The sequence below is a fragment of the Pseudarthrobacter sp. HLT1-3 genome (assembly GCF_059383535.1).
The window spans coordinates 93,911-119,247 of record NZ_JBWZCJ010000006.1; the positions used below are offsets into that span (position 1 = coordinate 93,911).

A 25,337-nucleotide genomic window follows, 5' to 3' on the forward strand; every position below is an offset into this window, starting at 1 on the left:
GGTGGCTGATGACGCGGTTTTCCCGGAGAGCAGGGCAGCCGTTTACACCACGCTGGCGGCCGGTCCGCAATTCCGCCATGAGATCGAGGTCAAACGCTCCCGCTTTATCACCGTGCTGCACCGCACCGTGGATGAAGAGAGCGCCCGGTCGGTCGTGGCCGGGCTGCGCCGGGAATTCCACGACGCGCGGCACCACTGCTCCGCGTTCGTGCTCGGCCCGGACCGCGACGTGCAGCGTTCCAACGACGACGGCGAGCCCTCCGGGACGGCAGGTCTGCCGATGCTCGACGCGCTGCTGAAACGCGAAACCGCGCCCGGCCAAACGGATCTGAGCGATGTCATAGCGGTGGTGGTCCGCTACTTCGGCGGGATCCTGCTCGGCGCCGGCGGCCTGGTCCGGGCGTACTCCGAGTCCGTGTCCGCCGCGCTGGACCGGGCCCCGCTGGTGCGCCGCCGCCGGCTGCGGATCTGCACGGTGACGGTCCCGCACACGGCGGCCGGGCGGCTGGAAAACGAGCTGCGCGGCGCGGGATATGTGATGGCTGGAACCAGCTACGAAGCGCAGTCGACCGTGCTGCGGCTGGCCCTGCCGGATGACCCTGCGGCCCTGTTGCAGGCGGCTGAACGGCTCGCCGCGCTGTCAGCTGGAGCCGCCCAGCTGCTGCCTGAGGGAACGGAGTGGATCGATGTCCCGCTCGCCTGAGCATTCCCCTGCCGCTGTGCGACTCGTCGAGGTCTCCGACGCGGTGCTGGACCAGCTCCTGACCGTGGCCGTCCGGGACGCCGACGCGGACGAGGTGACGCCGCCCCTGGGCAGCGCCGCCGGCTGGAATTCGGAACGGATCTGCTGGTTCCGCGGATACCACCACGCTGCCGCCGGCCTCGATGGTCCGGCCCAGCAGAAAAGCTGGGCGATCAGCTCCGACGGCGAACTGGCGGGATCCATCCGGCTCAAACGCACCGGGGCGGAAACGCTGGAAACCGGAATCTGGCTGGGCCGCAGCTTCCGCGGCCACGGGATCGCGCGGGAAGCCCTTCGTCTTGTGATCGAGCGGGCCGCCGCGTCCGGCGCGGCGGTGCTGGAGGCCGACACGACAGCGGGGAATGCCGCGGCGCTGGTCCTGCTGCGCGCGGCCGGGGCCAAGCTCGAGGAGGGCGAAGCCACCGGCGACGCCACGGTTCCGGTCAAGGCACGGATCGCGCTGCGCTGACGGCTCCCCCAAGGGACATGCCCCGCGTTCCTTGCGGCCACGGGACATAGTCCCTAGGTGCCCACTCCCCGGGTCCAGGACTGGATATGTCCCCCGCAGGGGACCGTCCAGCGCTGGACATGTCCCCCTAATCACAGGTCAGTATCGGACATGTTCGACCGTGATTCCTGTCGGGGCCGGACATGATCCGACGGGCAGTGAATTGGTGCGAAGGGAGCATTACGGCAGGACGACGGTCACTTCGATTTCGATCAGGAGACCTTCGACGGCCAGTCCTGTAACGCCGACAATCGTCTGAGCTGGGTGGTCCGTCGATCCCTGGACTTCCTCTATGGCGGCAGTGATCACCTGATACTCAGTTGGTCGGAGAGTGTAAATCGTCCGCCGGTAGACATCCTCCCAGGATGCCCCGATGGCGTCGAGGGCGGTCTTGATATTGCCCATGGCAGCCTTGGTTTGTTCGCCGAGGTTATCCCCGCCGATGAGGGCAAAACCGGGGTCGAGCGCCACCTGGCCCGAAAGGAAGGCCAGCCCGGCTCCCGGGGCGACTACTACATGTGTGAACCCGGGTGCGGCATGAAGTTCCGGCGGGTTAATCAATTTTCGGCTTGACATCGGAATCCCTCTCAAGTTGGTCGCGCGGCGCCTAATACGGGTGCCCACTGAGGTCTCAACCCGGAGCGCGCCGCAAGCCATGGCAATGCTACGAGTCGCCTCGCCATGGGGCATCGACGGCGCCGTTCAGCAATCAGGGCAAAGGCACTCAAGGGGCCCGTGCGCTTATAGTACGCTCGGCCCCTGCCCACGAGTAGGCCCGGACGGCAGGGAGATCCCAGCCTGCATCACGCCGCGTGAGCAACTCAGAACTGGACAGGCCTCCCTGACCATGGGCCGCGGCCCCGACCACTCCCGGGCCAGGACGGGACATGTCTTCCGCACGCGCCGTGCACCACTGGGGAATCTCCCAATGTGGTGCCCCGCCGTCGCGCCCGGGACTGGACATAGTGTCCATATGTCCAGTGGCCGCGCTCAGGGCTGGACATGTCCCACGGGCTCGGCCGGGCGGACCGGACCCGGACGCTGCAGCATGTCCCCCGCGGCGCGCCGGTGACCGGGGCTCAAGGGCTTAAACCAAAGGTGGCCGCCCCGTAGGGACGGCCACCTTCACGGTGCTACTTCAAGCTACCAACTGCCAGACCTCAGGGAGCAGGCTCCCTGAGTGCAAGGGGCAATTAGTTGCCGGTCAGCTTCTCGCGCAGTGCTGCAAGAGCCTCGTCGGAAGCGAGCGTGCCGCCACCGGTGTTGGACTCGGCTGCAGCCGGCTCGGAGGAGTAGCTGGTCGTGCCGGAATCGCTCTCGCCGGACGTTGCAGCTGCAGCGTCGTCGGCAGCGTGCTGGACAACCTGCTTCTTGTGGGCTTCCCAGCGGGTCTGGGCGTCAGCGTACTGCTGCTCCCAGGCGGCGCGCTGCGTCTCGTAGCCTTCAAGCCACTCGTTGGACTCCGGGTCGAAGCCCTCCGGGTACTTGTAGTTGCCCTCTTCGTCGTACTCAGCGGCCATGCCGTAGAGAGCCGGGTCGAATTCGGTGGACTCTGCGTCGACGCCCTCGTTGGCCTGCTTGAGGGACAGCGAGATGCGGCGGCGCTCGAGGTCGATGTCGATGACCTTGACGAACAGCTCGTCACCAACGGAGACAACCTGCTCGGCCAGCTCAACGTGGCGCACGGCGAGCTCGGAGATGTGGACCAGGCCTTCGATGCCGTCTTCAACGCGAACGAACGCGCCGAACGGAACCAGCTTGGTGACCTTACCCGGTACAACCTGCCCGAGGGCGTGGGTGCGGGCGAAGGTCTGCCACGGATCTTCCTGCGTAGCCTTGAGCGACAGGGACACGCGCTCGCGGTCCAGGTCGACCTCGAGAACCTCGACGGTGACTTCCTGGCCAACTTCGACAACCTCGGACGGGTGGTCGATGTGCTTCCAGGACAGCTCGGAAACGTGAACGAGGCCGTCTACGCCGCCCAGGTCCACGAAGGCACCGAAGTTGACGATGGAGGAAACGACGCCGGGACGGACCTGGCCCTTTTCCAGCTTGTTGAGGAACGTGGAGCGGACCTCGGACTGGGTCTGCTCGAGCCAGGCACGGCGGGACAGCACAACGTTGTTGCGGTTCTTGTCCAGCTCGATGATTTTGGCTTCGATCTTCTGACCGATGTACGGAGCAAGGTCGCGCACACGGCGCATCTCGACGAGGGATGCGGGCAGGAAGCCGCGCAGACCGATGTCGAGGATAAGACCACCCTTGACAACCTCGATGACGGTACCGGTGACGACACCGTCCTCTTCCTTGACCTTCTCGATGTCGCCCCAGGCACGCTCGTACTGAGCGCGCTTCTTGGAGAGGATCAGGCGGCCTTCTTTGTCTTCCTTGGTGAGCACCAGGGCTTCGACGAGATCGCCAACGGAGACAACGTCTCCGGGATCAACGTCGTGCTTGATGGACAGCTCGCGGGAGGGAATGACACCTTCGGTTTTGTAACCGATGTCGAGCAGAACTTCGTCGCGGTCGACCTTGACGACGGTACCTTCGACGAGGTCTCCGTCGTTGAAGTACTTGATGGTGGCGTCGACTGCTGCGAGGAAGTCCTCAGCGGTACCGATGTCGTTAATCGCGACTACGGGGGTACCGGGCTTCTCGGTGGAGGTGATGGTCATGTAGTAGGGGCTCCGTTGTGGATAGTAAGTCGGTCAGGCGAACCGCTGCGCCCGCGTCGGCGACGCGGGCACAGAACACGGCACATCGCCGGGTCATCCTGATTTGTGGATTGAAGATGCGCGCACGTAGTACACGCCCGTTTAGTCTAGTCGTATACGGGAACGCGGGTCAAAGCGCAACGGGTCAGTCTGGACTCCCCTAGAAGTGCGTCAGGCAGTGCGGTGCGCGCTCGACGGCGAACATGAGTTTCGCGTTCAGCGCCGCCCCCGGTGCGTGCTCGGTAATCCTTCCGGCGGCCGCCAGCGTGACCGGGCAGACCGCGCCGAGATAGATGGATCCGAGTTCCGCGATATCGAGCGAAAGCTCCGGGACGGTGCCGTCCGGAGCGGCCGCCGCCCGTGCCACGCCGCCGGTGACGGTGAGGGTGAATGTGCCGTCGGTGAGGCCCAACGTGTCGGTGACGCGGAGGACGAGGCGGCCGTCCGATGAGTACCGCCTGGCGCCCAGCGCCGCGGCAGTGTCCAGAATTCGGAGCCACAGCATGTCGCGGTGCTCCGAGGACTCGATGCAGCGCGGGTCCTCCAGGGCCCACGTCAGCGGATCGTCCACGGGCGCTTCGGCCCAGCTCACCCGCTGGATCATGTCAAGGCTGCCCAGGAACTGCCACAGCTCCAGGTAGCCGGAATCGGTGGCCGCCACCAGGTCAACGACTTCCATGGTGTGGGGTTTGGTGTCCCAGCCGGAGAACTTGTAGGCGACATAGCCGTCCACGGCCCCGGCGGCGTCGTAGTGCAGGGCGCACCGGATCGATTCATCCTCCGCTCCGTCCTGGCCGAGGGTTCCCGAGCTGCGCTGCCGGTAGGCGTCCTGCCGCTCGATCGAGCCCGGGGTGGCCCGGTGGACGCGTTCGAACACCCGCGGAGCCAGATCCAGCAGGACTTTCCGGTCGGCGATTTCCACCGAGCCGGAAGGGATGTGCCGCAGCCGGAACCGCGGCCCGGTGTCCACCTTGATGCTGCGTTCGAACGTTGCGACGCCGAAGCCGAACCGGCCGTAAATGGAAGCCTCCGAGGCTGTCAGCGCAGCGATGGCGAGGCCATCGGCTTTGGACGCGGCGAGGTCCTCGGTCATCATCCGGCGCAGGATCCCCTGCCGGCGGTGCGTTCCGCGGACGGTCACGGCGGTGATCAGCTGGGCTTCGAGCTGCCGCCCGTAGCCGGTGTTGAGGTGCTTCCGCAGGGTCGCAAAAGTCGCAACCGGGATCTCGGCCGCCAGGGAGCGGTCGGCCACCGCGCCGGCCTGGTAGACCCCCGTCATCTCACGGTTGTCCACCCGGTACATGGCCATGACCTTGTCGACGAACTCCTCCTTGTGCCGCTCGTCGTAGAACCCGACGCCGACGCCGCGCAGCCAGGCTTCCCCCAGCGCGTAGTCCGGTGCGGATTTTTCGGCCGCGCGGAACCGCCGGATCTCATACTTCTCTGCCACGTCGTTGTCCCCCTAGGAATCGTGCCAAATGCCCGAACGAAGCAGACGTCAGTGCCCGGCCTCATACCAGCTGGAGCCGATGCCGATCTGCACATCGAGCGGGACGGTCAGCTTCGCCGCCGAGCCCATCTGTTCCGTTACCAGCTTCTCGACGGCCTCCCGCTCGCCGTGAGCCACTTCGAGGACCAGTTCATCATGGACCTGCAGCAGCATGCGCGATTTCAGGCCCTGTTCGGCAAGCGCGCCGGCGACGCCCAGCATGGCCCGTTTGATGATGTCAGCCGCCGATCCCTGGATCGGTGAGTTCAGTGCAATGCGCTCCGCGTTCTCGCGCAGCTGGCGGTCGGTGCTGGTCAGGTCCGGCAGGTAACGGCGCCGCCCCTCGATCGTGGCGGTGTAGCCGTCGATCCTGGCCTGGTCCACCACGCCGCGGAGGTAGTCGCGGACGGCGCCGAACCTGTCGAAGTATTCCTTCATCAGGGTCCGCGCCTCGTCGACCGAAATTTCGAGCTGCTTGGAAAGCCCGAATGAGGTCAGACCGTAGGCCAGGCCGTACGACATCGCCTTGACCTTGGACCGCATCGCACTGGTCACCTGGTCGGTGGGCACATGGAAGATGTTCGAGCCCACGAACCGGTGCAGGTCTTCGCCGTCCTTGTAGGCCTGGATCAGTCCCTGGTCGCCGGAGAGGTGCGCCATGATCCGCATTTCGATCTGCGAGTAGTCCGCCGAGAGCAGGCAGTCGTAGCCGTCGCTGACGACGAAGATGCTCCGGACGCGGCGGCCTTCCTCGCTGCGGATGGGGATGTTCTGCAGGTTGGGGTTGTTGGAGGAAATCCGGCCCGTGGCGGCCACGTTCTGGGCGTAGGTCGTGTGGATCCGGCCGTCGTCGGTGACGGATTTCTTCAGCGACTCCAGCATCTGCCGCAGCTTCGAGGACTCGCGGTGCGCCATCAGCTGGACCAGGAATTCGTGCCCGGTCTTTTCCAGCAGGTTCTTGAGCGACGCGGCGTCGGTGGTGTAGCCGGACTTGATCTTCTTGGTCTTGGGCAGCCCCAGTTCCTCGAACAGCACCGTCTGCAGCTGCTTCGGCGAGCCCAGGTTGACGTCGTGGCCGATCGCGGCGAAGGCCAGCTCCTGGGCGTTGTCGATCACCTTGGCAAGATCCGCCAGCTGCTCATCCATGCGCGCCATGTCGATGGCGATTCCCGCGAGTTCCATGTCGGCAAGGACCCGGCTGACGGGCAGCTCGAGGGTGGTCAGCAGGTCCTGGGCTCGGCGTTCCTGCAGTTCCGTTTCGAAGTAGCGGCTCAGGGCCCGGACGACGGCGGCCTCGTGGACGAGCGCGCCGGCAGCGGCGGCGTCGTCGCCGTCGAACGCCAGCTCCAACTGGCCTTCCTTGGCGGCCCCGGAGGAGACGCTGATGTTGAGGTGGTGCTGGGCCAGTTCGGCGAGTTCATAGCTGCGGCGGTCAGGCTGGATGAGGTACCCGGAAATTGAGGTGTCGTCGACGACGCCTTCGAGGCCCAGGCCCCGGTTGGTGAAGGCTTTGAGGGCCGCCTTGTAACCATGCATGATCTTGGGCGCGTCGGCGTTCCTGAGCCACTCGGCCAGGACGTTCTCGGCCGCGGCGTCCTGGCCGGCGAGGTCGATGTAGGCGGCAGCCCCGTCATGGACGATGGCCACGGCGGCGGCATCCTCACTGATCCGCCCGGGCACGAGGTCGACGGCGATGGCTGAACGCTGGCCTGCACCCGACTCCAGGAACCTGGCCAGTTCGGCCGCGTCCGCGGGGACCACGAAGTCCGGAGTTTCGAGGCTTTCCCGTTCCGCTTCTGTCACCTCGCTGCCGTAGAGGGCGAAGAGCCGGGCGCGGATGGTCTTGAATTCGAGGGCGTCGAACAGCTCCTCGAGGGCGGCCTGGTCCGGCCGCGGATCCGCGAGCTCGTCCAGGGTGACCGGCAGGTCCAGGTCGGTGTGGAGCCGGTTCAGCCGCCGGTTGCGTTTGACGTCCTCCACGTTGTCGCGGAGGGAGTCGCCCACTTTGCCGCCGATCGCGTCGAGGTTCGCCAGGACCCCCTCGAGACCGCCGTACAGGTTGATCCATTTGGCGGCCGTTTTGGGGCCGACGCCGGGAACGCCCGGGAGGTTGTCCGCGGTCTCCCCCACCAGGGCGGCGAGGTCCGAATACTCTGCGGGGCTGACAAAGTACTTCTCCTGGATGGCTTCGGCATCCATCCGGGGAATGTCGCTGACGCCCTTCCGGGGGTACAGCACAAACACGTTGTCCGTGATCAGCTGGAAAGCGTCACGGTCGCCCGAGACGAGCAGCACCTCGTAGCCGGCCTTTTCACCCATGGCGGCGAGGGTTGCCAGGATGTCATCCGCCTCATAGCCGGGCATCTTGATGGTCTTGATGCCCCAGGCGCCCATGACCTTGTCGATCAGGTCAATCTGGCCGCTCATCTCCCGCGGGGTCTCGTTGCGTCCGCCCTTGTACTCGCTGTACTCGGCCTTGCGGTGTGTGGTTTCGTCCGAGACGTCGAAGGCTACCGCAACGTGGGTGGGCTTCTGCTCCTTGATCAGGTTAATGAGCATGGAGGTAAACCCGTGGATCGCGTTGGTGTGCTGCCCCGTGGCGGTGGAGAACTTGTCCGCGGGCAGGGCGAAGAACGCCCGGAAGGCCATGGAGTGCCCGTCCAGCACCAGGAGCCGCGGCTGGTCCGTGATCGGAACCACCGGTGCTTCAGTGGCGGAAACCGACGCCGCGGCCCGGCCGGCTTTCCGGACGGGCTTGGCTGCAACCACTGATTCGGTCTCAGTGGACGGGAAGATGTCTGCTGCAGAAGGGGAAGGGGCCGGTTTGGTAGTTTCGCTCACAGGTGCCAGCCTAGTTCCCATGAAAGACAATTTCACGCCGGGCCCTTACGCGGCCGAACTGGCTGCTGCCGGGGTTCCCGAGGAAATGCACGACTGGCTGGGGCAATACGGTGTAGGCGCCCTGGTGGTGAAGATGGGGATCAGGTTCCTGGAAATGAGCCCCGAGCGAACGGTGGGCACCATGCCGGTGGAAGGCAACACCCAGGTGGCGGGAATTCTGCACGGCGGCGCGCATGTGGTGCTCGCCGAAACCCTCGGTTCCTTTGCCGCGGGGATGCACGCCGGCCCGAACCGTCAGGCGATGGGAATCGATGTCAGCGCGACGCACCACCGGGCCATCGCATCGGGCACCGTGACCGGAACGTGCACGGCCATCCACCTCGGACGGACGCTCACCACCCACGAGGTTGTGATGACCGACGAGCAGGGCCGGCGGCTTTCCTCCGCCCGCATCACCAACCTGATCCGCGACATCAGCACTTAAGCACTTCGCCGGGTCAGGGCTGCGCCGCGTCCCGTCCGAACCGGTACCTTAGCTCCACGATGCCCCGCCCCAGGGTGTGCGAGGCAATCAGCTCCAGTGGCGCCGTCGGGCCCGACAGCGGAAGCACCGCTTTGCCGCTGCCGAGCACGACGGGAATGATCGAGATGATGATCTCGTCGAGCGCACCTGCGTCCGCGAACTGGGCAGCGAGGACCCCGCCGCCGACGATCCAGACGTTCCTGCCTCCCGCGCTGCCCCTGAGGTCCTCGATGAATTCGGCGACGGGGCCGCGAACAAAGGTCACGTCCGCGCCCTTGGGGGCCGAATGCTCGTGGTGGGTGAACACCCAGCTGGGCGTGTCGGGATACGGCCAGGTGTCCGGTTCGTGTTCCCGCAGCCAGGCGTAGGTTTCGCCGCCCATCACGATGCAGCCGACATCGGCCATGAAGGCGTCGTAGCTTTCCTTGCCGCCGTCGAAACCGTCGAACTGAAGCAGCCAGTCCAGCTGGTCATCGGCGGTGGCAATGAATCCGTCCAGCGAGGACGCGACAAAATACTGGAAACGAGGCATGTGCCCAGCCTAGCCAGAACTCGCCGGCGTTCCCATCCTTCGGGGTGGACGGCAACTCCGGTGCCGGTTACTTGCTGAAGTAGGGAATGATCAGATACAGCCCGAACAGCACGGCGAGGCCGCACAGGCAGAAGCACACGACGGCGAGCGGCCGGACCCAGGCCGGCTTTCTTTCGCTGACGTCACCGGCGATGGCGGTGAGCCGGACGCCGAGGGAGTACAGGACCACCACGGTCACTGCCGCGACGAGCGTTGCGCCCGCCACTTGAACCAGTTCCAGCCATTTCATGACAGTCCGTCCTTCGGCTCGTCCTGGGAGCGACTGACGGCAATCGCTTTCTTCTTCTTGCGGAACCGCACAGCCTGGCCGGCTTCCTCGACCTCGACGGCGTTGTGGTGGCCGACGGCCGACTTTTTCGAGTGCAGGAACATGTAGACCACGGCGGCCGTGCCGGCCACGGCGGCGATGACTACGCCCGCGACGCCGGTCTTGACCAGCAGGGCGGTGAGCGCCCCCACGATTCCGGCGGCCGGGAGGGTGAGCAGCCAGCCGACCGCGATCTTGCCGGCGGTTCCCCACCGGACAGTGGTGCCGCGGCGGCCCATGCCCGAACCGATCACGGAGCCGGAGGCTACCTGGGTGGTGGACAGCGCGAAGCCCAGATGCGAGGAGGCGAGGATGGCCGAGGCCGTGCTGCTTTCGGCCGCGAAGCCTTGGGCCGGCTTGACGTCGGTGAGCCCCGAACCCATGGTGCGGATGATCCGCCAGCCACCGGAGTAGGTGCCGATCGCGATCGCAAAGGCGCAGGCGGCGATGACCCAGAACTGCGGTCCGGACCCGGGACTCTGGGTACCGGCGGCGATTAGCACGAGCGTGATGATCCCCATGGTCTTCTGAGCGTCGTTGGTGCCGTGCGCCAGGGCCACGAGGCTGGACGTGAAGATCTGGCCGGTGCGGAATCCGCCGCGCTTCTGCGTGAGCTTGGTGCCGGACTCCGGGTCGTGGCGGGAGGTGAGCGCGTAGGCCAGCTTGGTGCAGAGGAAGGCCACGCCGCCGGCGATGAGCGGGGCGAAGATCGCGGGAAGAACCACCTTCTGCATCAGGCTCTCAAAATTTATCGAGTGGATTCCGATGCCCGCGATGGCCGCGCCAATCAGGCCGCCGAAGAGCGCATGCGAGGAACTCGAGGGCAGGCCCTTGAGCCAGGTGATCATGTTCCAGAGGATGGCGCCCATCAGCCCCGCGAAGATGATCTCCGGGGTGATCTGGATGCCGTCCGATCCCTCCTTGATGATGCCGCCGGAGACCGTCTTGGCCACTTCCGTGGACAGAAAAGCACCCACCAGGTTCAGCACTGCCGCCAGGGCGACTGCCGTTTTCGGTTTGATCGCGCCGGTGGCGATCGGGGTGGCCATCGCGTTGGCGGTGTCATGAAATCCGTTGGTGAAGTCAAAAAAAAGCGCTAGCGATATTACTAGCGCCACCATGATGGTGATTTCCACCTGTTGCCCAATCTGCAGAGTCGACGGTCAGCAGTTTCGATACCCTGTGCCGCAAGATTCACCCAGGCTTCACCGGGAGGACGTGCGGCGTTCAGCAAAGTAGCCTGACGCGTTAAAGCGTACGGGTCAAAGGGAGCAGGGCAAAACAACGCCGGAGACGGCGAACGCCGGACACCCGTAGGGTGTCCGGCGTTCGGCGTGATGCGGGGTTGTTAGGCCGGAAGCTTGGCCCGGCCGGCCGAGCGCTCCGGGGCGGGGACGCCCTCGCCGGTCTGGCCGTAGATCCAGTCGTTGTACTGGAAGTCATTGTCCTTCCGGCTCTTGAAGAGCAGGTTGCGCAGCGTCCGGGCCAGCCCGGAGACGTGCCAGGATTCGCCCCAGACACGCGCGGTGCGCTGGACGCGGGCGGTCCGGCCTGCACGGAGGTTGTTGAATTCCCGGATCGCACCGTCCCAGGCCTCGGGGTGGACGCCGTCCGCGGTGAAGACGGTTCCGTTGCTGACGTCCTGCAGTACGGCGGCATCCTCGAGGGCCTGGCAGGCGCCCTGGGCGAGGTACTGGAGCATCGGGTGCGCGGCGTCGCCCATCAGCACCATCCGGCCGGCAACCCAGTTTTCGATCGGGTCGCGGTCGTACATCGGCCAGCGGATGCCGGTGGCGAGGTTCTTCAGCGCTTCCTGAACGGCCGGGACGCAGTCCTTGTAGGCCGCCTCGAGCTCGTCGATGCCGCCGTACTGCTCTTCGCCGCGTTCGAAGGAGGGGGACTTGAAGACGGCCACGGTGTTCAGCAGCTCGCCCTTCCGCAGCGGGTACTGCACGAGGTGGCAGTCCGGGCCGAGGTAGACGATGACGTCCTCGAGGTCGGCCTTGGGGGTGTTCTCGGTGATCGGCACGGTGCCGCGGTAGGCGACGTAGGCCGAGGGGACCGGCTCGTCGGTGGCCACGAGCGGACGCAGCGTGGACTTGAGCCCGTCGGCTCCGATCACGACGTCGGCTTCGTAGTCCACTCCTGCTGCGGTGTGGGCCACGCCGCGGCCGTTTACGGTTTCAACACTTTCGACCATAACGTCGTTGACGAGCTTGACGCCGGCGGCCTCACAGCCTTCGAGGAGGACCCGGTGCAGGTCGCTGCGGTGGATCACGACGTACGGCGCGCCGTAGCGCTCCTCGAACTCCCCGCCGAGTGTCTGGCGGGTGAGCTCCTCGCCGGTGAGGGCGTCGCGGAAGACCAGGTGCTTGGGCTGGACACCGATCTCCAGTGCCTTTTCCAGCAGGCCCCAGCGCTGCAGGACGCGGGAGGCGTTGGGGGCCATCTGCAGTCCTGCGCCGACCTCACCGAACTCGGGAGCGCGCTCCACGAGGGTGACGTTGGCGCCGTTTTCACGCAGCGCGAGTGCTCCGGCCAGTCCGGCCATTCCCCCTCCGATGACGAGGACATCGGTGGACGTGGCGTGCTCAGACATTGCTTGCTCCTGTAGGTGAGGTTGAGGGTGAGAGTGACGATTTGGATTTGAGGTTGAAGCCGACGGCGGCCAGCAGGACCGCTGCAATGGCGGCTGCACCGGCGAAGGCCAGGAAATTGGAATTGACGCCCAGCCCGGCGGCCAGCAGGAGGCCACCCACCTGGGGTGCGGCGACGGCGCCGATGCGGCCCGTCCCGAGCGCCCAGCCCAGCGCGGTGCCGCGCAGGTGTCCGGGATAGTGGCTCGCCACGGCCGCGATGATGAGGCACTGCGTGCCATGGGTTCCGACGCCGGCGAGGACCAGCATGAGGTAGACGACGGTGACGGACGGTCCGGTCACCAGGACCACAAGCGCTCCGGCCGCGACGGCGGCGGCGGCGATCGCCGTCGGGATCGGACCGAACCGCGTCCCGGCCCAGGCGGTAATGACCGAGCCGGCGACCGCGCCCAGGTTCAGGGCCAGGGCGAAGGTCAAAGCGGAACCGAGGTTGTAGCCCGCCAGCTGCATCAGGTTCGGCAGCCACGTGCCCAGTCCGTACCAGGCGAACAGCGTTGCGATCGTGGCCACGGCGAACAGCACACTGATCCCCAGGTAGGGGGCGCGGAGCAGTGAGGAGAAGCCGGACGGCTCCCTGATCGAGTTGCCCTTGCCGGCCGTCTTGCGGGCCGCCTTGTCTGCTGCCTTGGCTGCGACGCTGACCGGGGTCAGGGTCTCCGGCAGGTACTTCAGTCCCAGCGGCACCACGATCACCAGGGCCAGCGCGGCGACGAGGAACATCGACTCCCAGCCGAAGGCCGGGATCAGCTGGATGCCGACCAGGGCGGCGATGGATCCGCCGATCGGGACACCGGACATCATCAGGGTGGCGACGACGGACCGCCATTTGGCCGGGACCAGTTCGGCAACAAGGGCGTTGGCCGAAGGCACCAGGCCGCCGAGGCCGATGCCGGCGAGGAGCCGGAGGGCTCCAAAGACGGGGGCGTTGGGGGCAAAGGCGCAGAGGATGGTGAAGATGGAGAAGATGACGGCGCAGCCGATGATGGTGCGGCGGCGCCCCCACGAGTCGGCCATCCGGCCGGCGAAGATGGCCCCGATCATCATGCCGACGAAGGCCATTGAGCCGATCGTTCCGGCGGTGGCCTTTGTCAGGCCCCACCCGGTTTCGGAGATCAGCGAGGACTGGACCGTCCCGTAGACAATGAGGTCGTATCCATCGAATACAACCAGGAGCCAGCAGACCAGAACAGCGGCGGCCGACCCTTTGGAGAACCCGGTTACCGGGCCTCCAGCACTAGTGGGGGCAGGAGCCCCCGGCGAGGACCGTTGCGGCGTTGCAGCGGAAGATGTGTGATTCATCCCACTACCGTCGCCTCCATGGCAGGTGAACCACAATATAATTCTGATGTGCAGAACGAGTCCGCCGCCACGCCCGCCTCCAAATCAACCCGGAAGCCCGTCCAGAAACGGCCGAGCTATTCCGTCGAGGCGGTCGACAATGCCCTGCAGCTCCTTCAGCTGTTGCGCGACGTTGGCGCGCTGCGGCTCAAGGACGCCGCCGCGGAGCTGGGTGTGGCCCCGTCCACCGCCCACCGCCTGCTGGCCATGCTGGTCTACCGGGGTTTCGCGGTGCAGGATGAAACCCGCCGTTACCTGCCTGGCCCGGCAATGGGCGTGGGACCGGCCGGGCTGAGCTGGTCCAGGCTGCTCCGCTCCCTTGCCCAGCCGCACATGGAGCTGCTCTCCGCCCAGCTCAATGAAACGGTCAATCTCATGGTCCGGGTGGGAACGAAAGTCCGATTCCTGGCCACCGTGGAAGGGAACAACGTGTTGCGGGTAGGTGACCGGCAGGGGACGGTGATGCCCGCCAACAAGACCTCAGGGGGCAAGGCCATGCTGGCCGAACTCGACCCTCCGATGATCGATCAGCTGTTCCGCAGCGACAGCGACGAGATCGGCGGCGACAGCATCCCGGCCGCGGAATACCCGGCGTTCGTGCGGGAGTTGGAGTCCATCCGCGTCAACGGCTTCGCTGCCAATTTCGAGGGCACGGAGGATGGTGTCAGCGCCCTCGGGATCGCCCTGCATAACTGGCGCGGGGAGGTCGTTGGTGCGCTCAGCGTGGCCGCCCCGGCGACCCGCTTCCGCAGGGTCTTCGACGCCGGGCTTGTCCCCCGGCTGCGGGAAAGCTGTCGTCAGCTGGAGGTCGATATCGCGGCCAATCCGGCCCAGCCGGACTGAGTCCGCCGCGGCCCGGACAAACAATTCTGACCAGCAGAATATGTTGGGGATCACAGGGCCGCCTCCGTAGAGTCAACCTACGCATAAGATCTGTTCTGCACTACCGAGGAGGCCCACGTGTCCATCAGCGCCGAGAACACGACTCATGAGTCAGTTGCCGCAGGGCAAACTGCCCCGGAGCCGACGCCCGAAGAGGCTGCCCAGCTCAAAGAGCTGTACCGCGATTTTGACCGCGAAAACCTGATCCCGCTCTGGACCGAAATCGCGGATCTGATGCCGATGGTCCCGACCCCCAAGGCGGTGCCCCACGTCTGGCGCTGGAGCGACCTGTACCCGCTGGCCGCCCGCGCCGGTGACCTGGTCCCCGTGGGCCGCGGCGGCGAACGCCGCGCGATTGCCCTGGCCAACCCCGGCCTGGGCAACACCCCCTACGCCACTCCGACACTGTGGGCAGCCATCCAGTACCTCGGCGCCCGCGAGACCGCGCCGGAGCACCGCCACTCGCAGAACGCGTTCCGCTTCGTCGTCGAGGGCGAAGGCGTCTGGACGGTCGTGAACGGGGACCCGGTCCGGATGTCCCGCGGCGACTTCCTGCTGACTCCGGGCTGGAACTTCCACGGCCACCACAACGACACCGATGAGCCGATGGCCTGGATCGACGGCCTGGACATCCCGTTCGTGCACTACGCCGACGCCGGCTTCTTCGAGTTCGGCACCGAGCGCGTCACGGACGAGGCCACCCCGGACATCTCCCGCTCCGAGCGGCTCTGGGCCCACCCGGGCCTGCGCCCGCTCTCCGGCCTGGACGACACCACCAGCTCCCCCATCGCCGCCTACCGCTGGGAGTACACCGACCGTGCCCTGCGCGAACAGCTGCTGCTCGAGGACGAGGGCCACCCGGCCACCGTGTCCCAGGGCCACGCCGCGGTCCGCTACACCAACCCCACCACCGGCGGCGACGTCATGCCGACCATCCGGGCCGAATTCCACCGGCTCCGCGCCGGCGCCTCCACCGAGACCGTCCATGAGGTGGGCTCCAGCGTGTGGCAGGTCTTCGAAGGCCGCGGCTCCGTGGTCCTCAACGGCGAAACCAGGAACCTCGAGAAGGGCGACCTGTTCGTCGTCCCGTCCTGGGCAGCCTGGTCGCTGCAGGCGGAGACCGAGTTCGACCTCTTCCACTTCAGCGACGCCCCCATTTTCGAACGGCTGAACTTCAACCGCACCTACATCGAAGGACGCAACAACAAATGAGACTCCTCACCCTCCGCACCCAGGCCGGCACCAAGGCTGTCCGCCAGGACGGCGACACCCTGACCGAAATCGACGGCTTCGCCGACGTCGGAGAGCTGCTGCGCTCCGCGGACTGGGAGGCCACCGCAAAGGCCGCCAACGGCGCCCAGCACCCGGTGGAGGGCGCGGACCTCGACGCCGTGGTCCCCTCCCCCGGCAAGATCATCTGCGTGGGCCACAACTACCGCAACCACATCAAGGAAATGGGCCGGGAAGTCCCCGAGTTCCCGACCCTGTTCGCCAAGTACCAGGAATCCCTGATCGGCCCGAACGACGACCTGGCCCTGCCGCAGGAATCGTCCACCGTCGACTGGGAATCCGAACTCGCCGTCGTGATCGGCAAGAAGGGCCGCCGGATCAGCGAAGCCGACGCCGCAGACCACATCGCCGGCTACGCCGTCCTGAACGACGTGTCCATGCGCGACTACCAGTTCCGCACCATCCAGTGGCTGCAGGGCAAGACCTGGGAGAAGTCCACCCCGTTCGGCCCCGCCCTGGTCACCAAGGACGAGTTCAGCGGCGGCCTGATGACCACCGCGGTCGACGGCGAGATCCAGCAGCAGACCCCGACGAACGACGTTGTCTTCACACCGGAATTCCTGGTTTCCTACATCTCCACCATCATCACGCTGAACCCCGGTGATGTGATCGCCACCGGCACCCCCGGCGGCGTCGGCCACGCCCAGGACCCGAAGCGCTACCTGCAGGAAGGCCAGATCCTGGTCACCACCATCGAGGGCCTCGGAGAACTGAAGAACCGCGTAGTCAAGGAAGCCTGATGGTCGCCCGCCACGACCAGACGACCGACCCGGAGCTGCTTGCGGCACTGCTGCAGGCACGCCGGGGCACGGCGTTCTTCGCCCGCAAGCTCAACGAACTCAGCGACGCTGAGCTCGACGGCGACACACTGCTGCCGGGCTGGACCCGCCGCCACATCACGGCCCACATCGGCTACAACGCCCGGGCGATTGCCCGGCTGGTGGAATGGGCGGCCACCGGGGTGGAAACCCCGATGTACGCGTCCACGGATGTCCGGGACCACGAGATCAACTTTGGGGCGACGCTGAGCCCGATCGCGCTGCGGCATCTGTTCGACCACTCCGCGGTGCACCTCAACGTGGAATGGCGCGACCTGCCCGAAGATGCCTGGCACCACAAAGTACGGACCATCCAGGGCCGCGAAGTCCCCGCCAGCGAAACCGTCTGGATGCGCACCCGCGAAGTCTGGATGCACGCCGTCGATCTCGACAACGGCGCCCGCTTCCAGGACATCCCGGTACCCGTGCTGGAACGGCTGCTCAAGGACATCACCGGCGCCTGGAAGACCCGTGGCACCGATGCGGACCTCGTGGTCAAGGTGACGGACCGCGACCTGACCTTTGGGGACACCACGGCCGGGTCAGCAACAGTCGTCTCCGGCCCGCTGGCCTCCGTCGTCGAATGGGCTGCCGGCCGCGGCCACGGCGGCGTAACCGCCGCCGGCTCCGCAGTGTCACCGACGGCGGTTCCGGCCGCCCCGAAGTGGATCTGATCCGCAGCTCCTGGCGGTTTTTTGATACGGAACCTGCGCGGAACCTGCATTGACGCGGAAAGCCCCCTCGACCGAGGGGGCTTTCCTTGTGTCGGGGCGCTGGCGCTTGGTCTGGGCGCTCACACTGCCGCCATTGTCCGCCGGAACTGTCAGCCGGGTCGGCGGTCGGTTGTCCTCCCGGCGTCGAGCCTCCCGGCGATCTTCTCCTCCAGCGCGGCAAGCGTCGCGTCCGGCAGCACGATCAGTCCGTCCAGTTCGCGCCGGGCGCGCTTGTACGCCGTCTGCCGCTCCGCCGGTGTTGCGGCGGCGTCCGAGGCGATCCGCAGCAGCTTCCGGGCCGTCGCGAGGCGTTCCCGTTCCGGCCCGGTGAAGTTGCTGTCCCTGATCCGCCGGGCTTCCCGTTCGGCGACATCGAACGCCAGTTCGAAGCTGTTCACGGCTTCACGGTATTCTGCCAGCCGCGCCGACGTCGTGATGTCCCCCGGGGCTCCCGGACGCAAACCGTCGGCCTGCCGCTTCGCCCGCAGGAACGCCACAGTAAGCGGTTCGCGAACATCGGTCATGACCGGAAAGTCGATGAGTTTCCCCACGTCAAGTTCATACTCGAGCCACCGCCGGTTGACGGCGTCGTGGCCCTCCATCAGCTTCCGGACTTGGGACCGGCTGGCCTGCTCCACCTCCGCTGCCCGGTTGCGGAGCTGGTAGAGCTCCACCCGCCGCCGGTGCCGGCGTTCGCTGGCCCTGGACCAGGAGCGGGCCCGGCCCCCGAAACAGCCCGCTCAGCGGAAAGATGAGCCACCAGAAGTGCCCGACGAAATCGAAGAACGGCTCCACGGCATCATCCTCCCATCCGTTCCCGGGCGGGCTCAAGGGTCCCGCCAAAAGGGAATGCCCTCAAGGCGGGGGCACTCCCTTTGGCGGTTCGCTGCTCCGGCGTCAGGCCTCGTGCTTGACCTTGTGCAGCCTGGTCACGACCGTCGGGCACGGCACATTGAGCAGCACGGCGTGGGCCGTGGAACCCAGCACCATCCGGGAGAAGCCACCCCGGCCGTGGCTGCCGATCACGAGGAGCCGGGCCTCCTTGGCGGCGTCGACCAGGGCTTTGGCGGGCTCGGCGTCGGTCTCCAGCCGCTGATGGACGACGAGGTCCGGGTACTTATCGGCCAGTCCGGCAACGGATTCCGCCAGGACAATCCGGTCCTCCTCGAGGATCGATTCGGCGAGTCCGCTTTTCGGCAACTTGTTTTCGACCCAGCGGGCCGGCCTGCGGAACGCGAGGACTACGGTCAACTCGTCGCCGCCCCGGTCTGCCTCCGCCGCGGCAAAATTCACGGCCTGCAGGGACTCTTCCGAGCCGTCCACACCCACCACGACCCCGCGGTCCGCGGCGCCGCCTTTCAGGGGCACGACCGCCGCGGGGACTTCCGAAGCGGACACGATCTGCAGGGCCCGGTCCGTCAGGGGACCGCCGTCCAACCAGTGCTTGTCATGGCCGCCAACAATCACCATGGAGGCTTCCTTAGACACTTCGCGCAGCACCGATCCGGCACTGCCGTGCCGAAGCTGGACATCCACCTTCACGTCGGGGGCCAGCTCCCGGGCTCGGTCCTGCGCCTTCTGGAGGAGCTCCATGCCCGACTGCCTGATGACCTCGTGGTACTGGAAATCCGGGGACATCCAGCGATCGTCCACGGCGTGGATGGCGGTCACCGGAAGCTTGTCCCGCGCCGCCCGCTCAATCGCCCAAGCCAAGGCGGCCTCGCTTCCGGCCGATCCGTTAATACCGACGACGATTGGCTTGTTCATTCTGAATCCTGCTCTTTTCCGTGGCGCGGTCTATTTCTGCATCGCGTGAACCGGGCGGCAGTACTGAAAGTGCGCCGGCACTTCAGTGTGCGCGCCGGGCCTACCGCGGGTTAGGGCCTTAAGCCCCTCACTCCCCCAGGTCCGCGGTGCGTACCGTCGAGCCATGGAGCAGGACGCGTTGCTGCCCGCCATTGCGTGGTTGGCGGCATCGGAAGAACCTGCCGTGCGCCGTGCGGCGCGGGTGGAATTACTTGGCGCCCCTTGGTCTGAAGGCCCCGTGAACCATGGCAGGATCGTGTCCTCGCTGTTGGCCGGGCAGCAGCCCGACGGCGGATTCGGCGTGCACCCCTACCGGAAATGGGCGGGCGCGCACTGGCGGCTGGTCTCCCTCGTCGACCTCGGCGTCACGGCAGCGGACGCCCCTTCGTTGCCGGACGCCGCCGGCACAGTGCTGGAGTGGCTGCACGGGGATCAGCACCGCAGCCAGATCCGCACCATCGGCGGGCTCACCCGCCGCTGCGCCTCGCAGGAAGGCAACGCCCTGTACGTCTGCAGCCTGCTGGGCATGGCCACGGATCCCCGGGTGGCGCAGCTGGCCCACGATCTGGTCCGCTGGCAATGGCCTGACGGCGGTTGGAACTGCGACGCCGACGCGAGCGGCCGCCGCTCCTCCTTCCACGAAACGCTGCCCGCCGCCAAGGGGCTCCACGCATACTGGAAGGCCAGCGGCGATCCTGCCGCCCGGGCCGCCGCGGAGCGGGCGGCGGAGCTGTTGCTCGCGCACCGGCTCTTCAAATCCTCCTCCACCGGGCGCCCCATCGACCCGCGCTGGGTCAAGCTCCGGTACCCGGAGTTCTGGCACTATGGCATCCTTCCGGCCCTGCTGTTGCTGTCCCGGATGGGTCTGCTCGGGGACGCCCGCGCCGCCGAGGCCAGCGCGCTGCTGCGCGGCAAGATGCTGCCGGACGGACGCTGGCCGGTCGAGGGCGCCTGGTGGAATCCACCGGGGGCGAAGGGCCAGACGGATGTCACTGACTGGGGCCGGACCGGCCCGAACGAATTCGTGACCCTCAGCGCCGTGCGGATCCTCGCCCGCGGTCCGGTGCCGCCGGTCGCCGCACCGACCCAGGCCGCCGGCGCCGCCGGGGCCGTGCGGCTGAACAGCAGCCGCTAACCCGCCGGCCAGGAGCCGTCATGCAGAAACCCCGCACGCAGCAGGCGCCCGCCGCCGGGCGCTTCCGTCGGACGGGGCCACAGCACTGCGGCTGGTGCCGCTGCTCTGGTATGTCCCTGCCGCCGTCGTGATGCTTCGGCGGCCCGGCGGCAGCGGATTAGAAGCCGGTCGGTTCGGTCTCGAACTCCCGTTCCCGGGGCGGGCCCTCGTGGTGCAGGGGACGCAGGGCTGCGGTGCGCTCGAACCAGATCAGCGCGTCGTAGCGCTCGCCGATCCGGGTAGGAACGTAGTTCCCGAGCTCTCGCTCCGGATGGTAGACCACACCGATCGCACGGTGGCCCAGCCAGGTGGACAGCCACGGACCGGACCTGTCCTCGCCGAAGTCCAGCACCGACGGCACGCCCAAGGCCTCGTGCAGGAAGTCTTCGTGGCTTCCCGGGCGGGCCGGCGGCACCGGCATGATGTGCTCCGGGCGGCCCCAGGCGTCCGCGGCGATCACCTCGCCCCGGTGGGAGGCCAGGCCGACCAGCATCACACCGTCCGCGGCGTGACGTTCGCGCAGCAGCTGGCCCACGTTGACGAGTCCGTCCTGGGCCATGTCAGTCGCGCGGGCGTCGCCCACGTGCGTATTGTGCTCCCAGATGAGGCCTTTGGAGTCGGGTCCCAAGTGCTTGCTGAGCCGGTCGATCGTGTCAGCCATATGGTGGTCCCGGACGTTCCACGACTGCCGGTCGCCGCGGACCATGATGCGGTAGTAATGCTCCGCGTTCGCGGCAACCTCGGCGTTCTGCACGGCGTCGAATGCTCCCTCGCCCTGCTCTCCCGGGCTGGATGCCCGGTTCCTGACCTCGGTGAGGAGCGCGACGACGTCCGCTTCGCAGGACTGCGGCACCAGCCGCGTGCTCCAGCCGTACTTGTGCGGGTCCTCCTGGTGGGGCTGGAAGCACTGCCAGGCGCGCATGGCCGAGGGGACGGCGTCCGGAACGTTGTCCCCGAGCCAGCCGATGATCTCGCGGAGCGAATCCCACAGCGAGTACACGTCCAGCCCGTAGAAGCCGACCCGCCGGCTCATCGGCCGTCCAAGATTCCAACCGCGGAGCCAGTCCAGAAACGCAGCGACTTCCTCGTTCGCCCACATCCAGGTGGGCCAGCGTTCAAAGCCGCCGAGCAGGGCGTGGACGCCCTGGTCCTGCCCGGCCTCGCCCCGCACCCAGCGGTTGATCCGCCAGCAGTCGGGCCAGTCGCCCTCCACCCCGATCCAGTTGTAGCCTTCCTCCTCGATCAGACGCCTGCTGAGGGTGTCGCGCCAGGTGTAGAACTCGTGCGTGCCGTGGCTGGCTTCGCCGATCGCGACGAAGCGGCAGTCCGCCGCACGCCGGACCAGTCCGTTGAGGTCCCGGTCCGTCTTCAGCGGCCGGGCCAGCGAGTGGATCTCCGCCAGGACAGCCGATTTGGCGAGGCCGGAAGTCATCGGGGCTCCTCGATGGAGATCTGTTCAAGGTGTTCGGGGACCCGGGCACGCCAGCCAAGCTCGCGCTTGATCCTGAGTCGCAGCGCATCCGAGGCGTCCGGTTCGCCGTGGGTGATGTACGTCATCCGGGGTTCGCTCGCCGCAGCCTTCATCCACGAGATGATTCCGTCGGAGTCTGCATGGGCCGAGAGGCTTTCCATCTGGATCACCTCGGCACGGATCTTGACGTCTTCACCGTAGACGCGGAGCTCGCGTTCGCCGGCTGCCAGGCTGGCGCCGCGGGTCCCGCCGGCCTGGTAGCCGCTGAGAATCACCGCGTTCTTCGGGTCGGGCCCGTAGGCGGCCAGATGGTGCAGGATCCTTCCTCCGGTGAGCATTCCGCTGGCGGAGATGATGATCATCGGGCCGCCGCGGAGATTCAGCAGCTTGGACTCATCGACCGAGCGGGTGAGCTGCGCAACTTTGTACATGTTCAGGTATTCCTGCTCCTTGAGCCGGTGCTCCTCGGGGTGCCGCTGGTACATCCCGGAGGCGTCAATCGCCATCGGGCTGTTGAGGTACACCGGGATGTCCGGGATCTGGTGCTTGGCGCGGAGGCGGGACAGGTACAGCATCAGCGTCTCGGCGCGGCCGACGGCGAACGCGGCGAACAGCACAACACCGCCACGTTTCGCGACCCGGTTGATGATGTCCCCCAGCTGCTTTTCGGGATCCTCGGTGGGGTGCTTCCGGTTCCCGTAGGTCGACTCCGTAACCAGCACGCCGGCCTCGCCCAGGGGGCGGGGCGGATTCATCAGCGGGTCGTCCGTCCGGCCCAGGTCCCCGGTGAAGTGCACCGACTGCGAGCCGATCCGTACGTGGACCTGGGCGGCACCCAGGATGTGGCCGGCCGGCAGGAACGTCATTTCCATTCCGCCGCCAAGGTCCACCGGATCGTCAAAATCGTGGACCTTGAAACTGTTGAGGGATTTGACCGCGTCGGCCGCGGTATAGACCGGCAGCGCCGGACTGTGCCGGGACGATCCCCGGTGCATGGCGTAGCGGGCTTCCTCCTCCTGCAGGTAACCGCTGTCGGGCAGCAGCAGCTTGCACAGGTCCGTGGTGCCGTCAGTGGCGATGACCGGCCCGGTGAATCCGTCCCGCACCAGCGCAGGGACGTAACCCGTATGGTCCAGGTGCGCGTGGCTCAGGACCACGGCGTCGATCGAGGCCGGCGGGACCGGGAAAGGCGCCCGGTTCCGCTCGCGGCTGCGTTTGTAGCCCTGGAAGAGGCCGCAGTCCACCAGAACCCGGGTACCGCCGGACTCGAGCAGGTATCGGGAGCCGGTGACTGTGTCGGTGGCTCCGAGGAAACGGAGGGTGGGCTGCTGGTGCTTCATGGTGCTCCCGTTCCCGCATGGAATGACCCGCACCGGCACGAAGGGCACGGCGGGCCCGCGCAGGCGATGTACCCCCAGCTTCCGCCCGCGCCCCACCCGCCCGTAGGGCCAAAGGTCACCAAGGCGCAGCGGCGGCGCGCGGCCGCCCGCGGCCGGCAACGGGGCAGACATCGGGCATCCGGCGGAAGTCCCGGTCGTGCGCCCCGCCTTGCCCGCACCAGCACCAGGCTACGCACCGGTAGGCTTTTCCGGGCAGGCTCTTTTGCCCGCTAACAACCGGCACGTCCCTCCCAGGGGCGCGGGCTCCCAGGGGCAAGGACTGAACATGACGAAGAAATCCAGGCGCGCCGAGTCCAATGGCGCCGAGTCCAATGGCGCTGCACCAAACGGCACAGCCGATCAGCTGCCAGGGCAGCCCTGGCGTGACCGCCCGTGGACGAAGTCCTACGGGCCTGGTGTTCCGGCGGACCTGGTGCTTCCCAAGGGTTCCCTCGTGGACCTCATGGACGCCTCCGTGCGGCGCTACGGATCGAAGACCGCCCTGGAGTTCTTCGGTGCCCGGACGAGTTACCGCGAGCTCGGCACCCTGATCCGCCGGGCCGCCGCCGGCCTGGAAAAACTGGGCGTCAAGGCCGGCGACCGGGTTGCCCTGGTGATGCCGAACTGCCCGCAGCACATCGTTGCCTTCCACGCCGTGCTGCGCCTCGGCGCGGTCGTGGTCGAGCACAATCCGCTCTACACGGACCGGGAACTGCGGCACCAGTTCGAGGACCACGGCGCCGCCGTCGCGATTGTCTGGGACAAGGCGGTGGAGCGGGTCCGCCAGCTGCCGCCCGACGTCGGGCTCCGCAGCATCGTCTCGGTGGAGCTCATTCCCGCGATGCCGCTGCTGCAGCGGCTCGCGCTGCGGCTTCCGGTTCCGGCGGCCCGCAAAGCCCGCGCCGCGCTTGCCGTGGCCAAGGACCAGCCGAAGGGCCGGCCGGCGCCGGCCGCGCGGCCCGTACTGCCGTGGCGGAAACTCCTCGACGCCGGCGAGCTCAGGAAGAAACATCCGCGCCCGGCGGCCCAGGACCTCGCCGTCCTCCAGTACACCTCCGGCACCACCGGGCTGCCCAAGGCGGCCATGCTCAGCCACGCCAATCTGCAGGCCAATGCCGCGCAGGGCCGGGCCTGGGTACCCGGGCTCAAGGACGGCCGGGAAACTGTGTACGCGGTGCTGCCGATGTTCCATGCCTATGGACTGACCCTTTGCATGACGTTCGCTTTGAGCATCGGCGCGAAGCTGGTCCTGTTTCCCAAGTTCGACGTCGACCTCGTGCTGAAGGCGCTGAAGAAGTCCCCCGCGACGTTCCTGCCGGCCGTGCCGCCGATTTATGACCGGATCGCCGCCGCGGCGGCGGAACGCGGCGTCGGGCTGGAAAGCATCCGCTTCTCGATCTCGGGCGCCATGAACCTGCCGACGTCGACCGTGGAGACCTGGGAGAAAGCGACCGGCGGCTACCTGATCGAGGGCTACGGGCTGACCGAAACCTCCCCGATCGCGGTGGGCAACCCCTTCGGCCCCAGCCGGAAGCCGGGCACCGTGGGGGTCCCGTTCCCGCTGACCGACATCCGGGTGGTGGACCCCCGGAACGTCGCGCTGGACCGCGCCCCGGGCGAGGAGGGGGAACTCCTGATCCGCGGCCCGCAGGTGTTCGCCGGCTACTGGAACCGGCCGGAGGAGACCGAGGACGCCCTGCTCGACGGCGGCTGGTTCCGCACCGGCGACATCGTCTCGGTGGACGACGACTACTTCGTGACCGTCCGGGACCGGGTCAAGGAACTGATCATCACGGGAGGCTTCAACGTCTCGCCCAGTGAGGTGGAGGACGTCATCGCCACCTTCCCTGGAGTCTCGGAAGTCTCGGTCGTCGGGCTGCCCCGCCCGGGAGGCGGCGAGGACGTCGTCGCCGCCGTGGTGCCGATCCCGGGCACCACCATCGATCCTGACGCGCTCCTGGTTTTTGCCCGGAAGCAGCTGACCGCCTACAAGGTGCCGCGCCGGGTGGTGGTGCTCGATTCCCTTCCCCGCTCGCTCATCGGCAAGGTCCTCCGCCGCGAGATCCGGGATACCCTCGTGGCCGGGCGCTGAA

At 67.2% G+C, this 25,337-nt stretch carries 22 protein-coding genes; 9 read left to right on the forward strand and 13 right to left on the reverse strand.

Translation table 11 applies throughout. From position 1 onward, the window contains the following. Position 1 precedes the first annotated feature (1 nt). Entirely contained in the window at positions 2–703 is a 702-nt protein-coding gene (locus AC50X9_RS07320) for an IMPACT family protein (protein ID WP_494891881.1), read from the forward strand. Further along, positions 687–1,211: a GNAT family N-acetyltransferase gene (locus tag AC50X9_RS07325; RefSeq protein WP_494891883.1), complete on the forward strand. Its 525-nt coding sequence runs from the start codon at positions 687–689 to the stop codon at positions 1,209–1,211. The genes AC50X9_RS07320 and AC50X9_RS07325 overlap by 17 nt, the downstream gene beginning before the upstream one ends. A gap of 219 nt (positions 1,212–1,430) precedes the next feature. Here the strand turns inward: AC50X9_RS07325 and AC50X9_RS07330 are convergent, their stop codons facing one another. The 4 genes from AC50X9_RS07330 to polA form a co-directional block, all read right to left on the reverse strand. After that, positions 1,431–1,826, reverse strand: coding sequence for a RidA family protein (locus AC50X9_RS07330; RefSeq protein ID WP_494891885.1), 396 nt, complete (start codon positions 1,824–1,826; stop codon positions 1,431–1,433). Between the two features lie 617 nt (positions 1,827–2,443). Further along, positions 2,444–3,925 carry a 30S ribosomal protein S1 gene (gene rpsA, locus AC50X9_RS07335; protein WP_494891887.1) on the reverse strand — a complete coding sequence of 494 codons (1,482 nt, stop codon included), beginning with the start codon at positions 3,923–3,925 and terminating at the stop codon, positions 2,444–2,446. 199 nt (positions 3,926–4,124) lie between these two features. Next, entirely contained in the window at positions 4,125–5,414 is a 1,290-nt protein-coding gene (locus AC50X9_RS07340; protein WP_494891889.1) for a GNAT family N-acetyltransferase, read from the reverse strand. A 48-nt stretch (positions 5,415–5,462) separates the two neighbouring features. After that, positions 5,463–8,102 carry a DNA polymerase I gene (gene polA, locus AC50X9_RS07345; RefSeq protein WP_494892136.1) on the reverse strand — a complete coding sequence of 880 codons (2,640 nt, stop codon included), beginning with the start codon at positions 8,100–8,102 and terminating at the stop codon, positions 5,463–5,465. A gap of 211 nt (positions 8,103–8,313) precedes the next feature. On the opposite strand from polA, the gene AC50X9_RS07350 reads away from it, so the two are divergent. Beyond that, positions 8,314–8,778 carry a hotdog fold thioesterase gene (locus AC50X9_RS07350; RefSeq protein WP_494891891.1) on the forward strand — a complete coding sequence of 155 codons (465 nt, stop codon included), beginning with the start codon at positions 8,314–8,316 and terminating at the stop codon, positions 8,776–8,778. 13 nt (positions 8,779–8,791) lie between these two features. Here AC50X9_RS07350 and AC50X9_RS07355 read toward each other — a convergent pair whose 3' ends face one another. The 5 genes from AC50X9_RS07355 to AC50X9_RS07375 all read right to left on the reverse strand — a co-directional run bounded on the left by AC50X9_RS07355 (position 8,792) and on the right by AC50X9_RS07375 (position 13,672). Next, complete coding sequence (locus AC50X9_RS07355; RefSeq protein WP_494891893.1) at positions 8,792–9,349, reverse strand: dihydrofolate reductase family protein; 558 nt, start codon at positions 9,347–9,349, stop codon at positions 8,792–8,794. Between the two features lie 67 nt (positions 9,350–9,416). After that, entirely contained in the window at positions 9,417–9,638 is a 222-nt protein-coding gene (locus AC50X9_RS07360; RefSeq protein WP_494891895.1) for a hypothetical protein, read from the reverse strand. After that, positions 9,635–10,852 (reverse strand): inorganic phosphate transporter, encoded by a 1,218-nt coding sequence (locus AC50X9_RS07365; protein ID WP_494891897.1) that lies wholly within the window; start codon positions 10,850–10,852, stop codon positions 9,635–9,637. The genes AC50X9_RS07360 and AC50X9_RS07365 overlap by 4 nt, the downstream gene beginning before the upstream one ends. Positions 10,853–11,064: 212 nt before the next feature. Then, the gene (locus AC50X9_RS07370) at positions 11,065–12,315 is read right to left on the reverse strand and encodes an FAD-dependent oxidoreductase (RefSeq protein WP_494891899.1); all 1,251 of its coding nucleotides are present in this window, start codon (positions 12,313–12,315) and stop codon (positions 11,065–11,067) included. After that, positions 12,308–13,672: an MFS transporter gene (locus tag AC50X9_RS07375; RefSeq protein WP_494891901.1), complete on the reverse strand. Its 1,365-nt coding sequence runs from the start codon at positions 13,670–13,672 to the stop codon at positions 12,308–12,310. Before AC50X9_RS07375 ends, AC50X9_RS07370 begins: the two co-directional genes overlap by 8 nt. Before the next feature lie 18 nt (positions 13,673–13,690). Here AC50X9_RS07375 and AC50X9_RS07380 point away from each other — a divergent pair, with 18 nt between their 5' ends. The 4 genes from AC50X9_RS07380 to AC50X9_RS07395 all read left to right on the forward strand — a co-directional run bounded on the left by AC50X9_RS07380 (position 13,691) and on the right by AC50X9_RS07395 (position 17,375). Then, entirely contained in the window at positions 13,691–14,554 is an 864-nt protein-coding gene (locus AC50X9_RS07380; protein WP_494891903.1) for an IclR family transcriptional regulator, read from the forward strand. A gap of 117 nt (positions 14,555–14,671) precedes the next feature. Then, positions 14,672–15,805: a cupin domain-containing protein gene (locus AC50X9_RS07385; protein ID WP_494891906.1), complete on the forward strand. Its 1,134-nt coding sequence runs from the start codon at positions 14,672–14,674 to the stop codon at positions 15,803–15,805. Continuing rightward, positions 15,802–16,623, forward strand: coding sequence for a fumarylacetoacetate hydrolase family protein (locus AC50X9_RS07390; RefSeq protein WP_494891909.1), 822 nt, complete (start codon positions 15,802–15,804; stop codon positions 16,621–16,623). The genes AC50X9_RS07385 and AC50X9_RS07390 overlap by 4 nt, the downstream gene beginning before the upstream one ends. Continuing rightward, positions 16,623–17,375 carry a maleylpyruvate isomerase family mycothiol-dependent enzyme gene (locus AC50X9_RS07395; protein WP_494891912.1) on the forward strand — a complete coding sequence of 251 codons (753 nt, stop codon included), beginning with the start codon at positions 16,623–16,625 and terminating at the stop codon, positions 17,373–17,375. The genes AC50X9_RS07390 and AC50X9_RS07395 overlap by 1 nt, the downstream gene beginning before the upstream one ends. A 149-nt stretch (positions 17,376–17,524) precedes the next feature. Here the strand turns inward: AC50X9_RS07395 and AC50X9_RS07400 are convergent, their stop codons facing one another. Beyond that, positions 17,525–18,088, reverse strand: coding sequence for a hypothetical protein (locus AC50X9_RS07400; protein WP_494891914.1), 564 nt, complete (start codon positions 18,086–18,088; stop codon positions 17,525–17,527). 223 nt (positions 18,089–18,311) lie between these two features. Further along, entirely contained in the window at positions 18,312–19,181 is an 870-nt protein-coding gene (locus tag AC50X9_RS07405) for a universal stress protein (RefSeq protein ID WP_494891916.1), read from the reverse strand. Between the two features lie 277 nt (positions 19,182–19,458). Between AC50X9_RS07405 and AC50X9_RS07410 the strand changes: the two genes are divergently transcribed. Then, the gene (locus AC50X9_RS07410) at positions 19,459–20,355 is read left to right on the forward strand and encodes a hypothetical protein (protein ID WP_494891918.1); all 897 of its coding nucleotides are present in this window, start codon (positions 19,459–19,461) and stop codon (positions 20,353–20,355) included. A 157-nt stretch (positions 20,356–20,512) separates the two neighbouring features. On the opposite strand, the gene AC50X9_RS07415 is transcribed toward AC50X9_RS07410, so the two are convergent. Further along, positions 20,513–21,826 (reverse strand): erythromycin esterase family protein, encoded by a 1,314-nt coding sequence (locus AC50X9_RS07415; protein ID WP_494891920.1) that lies wholly within the window; start codon positions 21,824–21,826, stop codon positions 20,513–20,515. Next, a complete protein-coding gene (locus AC50X9_RS07420; RefSeq protein WP_494891922.1) occupies positions 21,823–23,205 on the reverse strand; it encodes an MBL fold metallo-hydrolase RNA specificity domain-containing protein in 1,383 nt (460 codons plus the stop codon). The genes AC50X9_RS07415 and AC50X9_RS07420 overlap by 4 nt, the downstream gene beginning before the upstream one ends. A gap of 325 nt (positions 23,206–23,530) precedes the next feature. Between AC50X9_RS07420 and AC50X9_RS07425 the strand changes: the two genes are divergently transcribed. Beyond that, the gene (locus tag AC50X9_RS07425; protein ID WP_494891924.1) at positions 23,531–25,336 is read left to right on the forward strand and encodes a long-chain-fatty-acid--CoA ligase; all 1,806 of its coding nucleotides are present in this window, start codon (positions 23,531–23,533) and stop codon (positions 25,334–25,336) included. The last annotated feature ends 1 nt before the right edge of the window (position 25,337 follow it).

Coding starts and splice junctions, on each gene's coding strand:
- AC50X9_RS07325 (WP_494891883.1), top strand. CDS start 687: ATGTCCCGCTCGCCTGAGCATTCCCCTGCCGCTGTGCGACTCGTCGAG.
- AC50X9_RS07330 (WP_494891885.1), bottom strand. CDS start 1,826: ATGTCAAGCCGAAAATTGATTAACCCGCCGGAACTTCATGCCGCACCC.
- rpsA (WP_494891887.1), bottom strand. CDS start 3,925: ATGACCATCACCTCCACCGAGAAGCCCGGTACCCCCGTAGTCGCGATT.
- polA (WP_494892136.1), bottom strand. CDS start 8,102: ATGGCCTTCCGGGCGTTCTTCGCCCTGCCCGCGGACAAGTTCTCCACC.
- AC50X9_RS07350 (WP_494891891.1), top strand. CDS start 8,314: ATGAAAGACAATTTCACGCCGGGCCCTTACGCGGCCGAACTGGCTGCT.
- AC50X9_RS07355 (WP_494891893.1), bottom strand. CDS start 9,349: ATGCCTCGTTTCCAGTATTTTGTCGCGTCCTCGCTGGACGGATTCATT.
- AC50X9_RS07360 (WP_494891895.1), bottom strand. CDS start 9,638: ATGAAATGGCTGGAACTGGTTCAAGTGGCGGGCGCAACGCTCGTCGCG.
- AC50X9_RS07370 (WP_494891899.1), bottom strand. CDS start 12,315: ATGTCTGAGCACGCCACGTCCACCGATGTCCTCGTCATCGGAGGGGGA.
- AC50X9_RS07375 (WP_494891901.1), bottom strand. CDS start 13,672: ATGAATCACACATCTTCCGCTGCAACGCCGCAACGGTCCTCGCCGGGG.
- AC50X9_RS07380 (WP_494891903.1), top strand. CDS start 13,691: ATGGCAGGTGAACCACAATATAATTCTGATGTGCAGAACGAGTCCGCC.
- AC50X9_RS07390 (WP_494891909.1), top strand. CDS start 15,802: ATGAGACTCCTCACCCTCCGCACCCAGGCCGGCACCAAGGCTGTCCGC.
- AC50X9_RS07395 (WP_494891912.1), top strand. CDS start 16,623: ATGGTCGCCCGCCACGACCAGACGACCGACCCGGAGCTGCTTGCGGCA.
- AC50X9_RS07405 (WP_494891916.1), bottom strand. CDS start 19,181: ATGAACAAGCCAATCGTCGTCGGTATTAACGGATCGGCCGGAAGCGAG.
- AC50X9_RS07415 (WP_494891920.1), bottom strand. CDS start 21,826: ATGACTTCCGGCCTCGCCAAATCGGCTGTCCTGGCGGAGATCCACTCG.
- AC50X9_RS07420 (WP_494891922.1), bottom strand. CDS start 23,205: ATGAAGCACCAGCAGCCCACCCTCCGTTTCCTCGGAGCCACCGACACA.
- AC50X9_RS07425 (WP_494891924.1), top strand. CDS start 23,531: ATGACGAAGAAATCCAGGCGCGCCGAGTCCAATGGCGCCGAGTCCAAT.